Annotated in this window: 1 protein-coding gene; it reads right to left on the bottom strand. The window is 40.0% G+C overall.

Annotated elements, in window-relative coordinates; genetic code table 11:
* Positions 1-239: 239 nt before the first annotated feature.
* A complete protein-coding gene (locus HMPREF9144_RS09435) occupies positions 240-926 on the bottom strand; it encodes a hypothetical protein (RefSeq protein ID WP_006045766.1) in 687 nt (228 codons plus the stop codon).
* Positions 927-962 lie beyond the last annotated feature (36 nt).

The following is a 962-nucleotide window of genomic DNA, read 5'->3' as shown; positions in this document are numbered from 1 at the left end:
CCAACGGTTTACATTTTTATATATTTACTTTTACACATCTGTTTGTATTTAAACAGTCTATAAAGTCGTATTATTCAATATTTTATATATTTACATTTATACACTTATAACTATCTTTTTATTTACCTTAAAAGGTATTATTGTATATTTGTATATATACCTTTCGCACTCAAAAGCATACCTTTTACCCAACAGATAGTAGGGCGCGCAGCAACAAAAGCCACACTCCCCCACTCCAACTAATCGTCGGTTGAAGTGAAAGTCCTATACATTAACACCCACAAAACCAACTGAAGCACAAACTGAACAACCAACATTGTAATGCGATAAGTATCTAACGCTTGCAACGTAAGTCCACCCACGCTCGTATATAAATAGGTGTAAAACTCGCCAACCAACATAGATAGCACTGGCAAAACTGCCAAACCAATGCCGTAAAGGCGCACCTTGCCGCCAAACAACCGAGCAATGCCAATACCTAAACACAAATTAACAATGCCAATAGCCATATTATTGTAGAATGGAAACTCCAACTGAAATTTGGCAAAACCACCCAACAGCGACGTGCCATGCACCATTTGAGCCGTATCCGAAGGGATAACAGCCACCACAACCCCCAAAAAGGTAAGCACCATCACCACTATCTGCATAAGCTGCAACCAGTAATGGTTGGCTTTTAGCAAGGCATGGCGAAGCTGTTCCCACGCCAACAGCGAACAAAAAGGCACCAACAGCCCACAAAGCCATAACAATGGCGTAACCTTAGATGCCGTATCGGCAACGCTAAACCCATCTGCCGTAAGCTCATCAATATGCTGCCCATACTTTTCAGATAGTTGCAACAACATGAAAACCACACATAAGCTCACCGACCAACCCAATATTGCAACGCGACGAGACGTTACTTCAAATACATTTACCTTCATATTTTATATATTTATAGTTTTATCTTACTTTACTAT

The organism is Prevotella pallens ATCC 700821 (assembly GCF_000220255.1).
Lineage (GTDB): Bacteria > Bacteroidota > Bacteroidia > Bacteroidales > Bacteroidaceae > Prevotella > Prevotella pallens.
This window is presented reverse-complemented; position numbering and strand designations above follow the sequence as displayed.

Excerpts from the sequence above, each read along its gene's own strand:
- HMPREF9144_RS09435 (WP_006045766.1), bottom strand. The coding sequence starts at position 926 with ATGAAGGTAAATGTATTTGAAGTAACGTCTCGTCGCGTTGCAATATTG.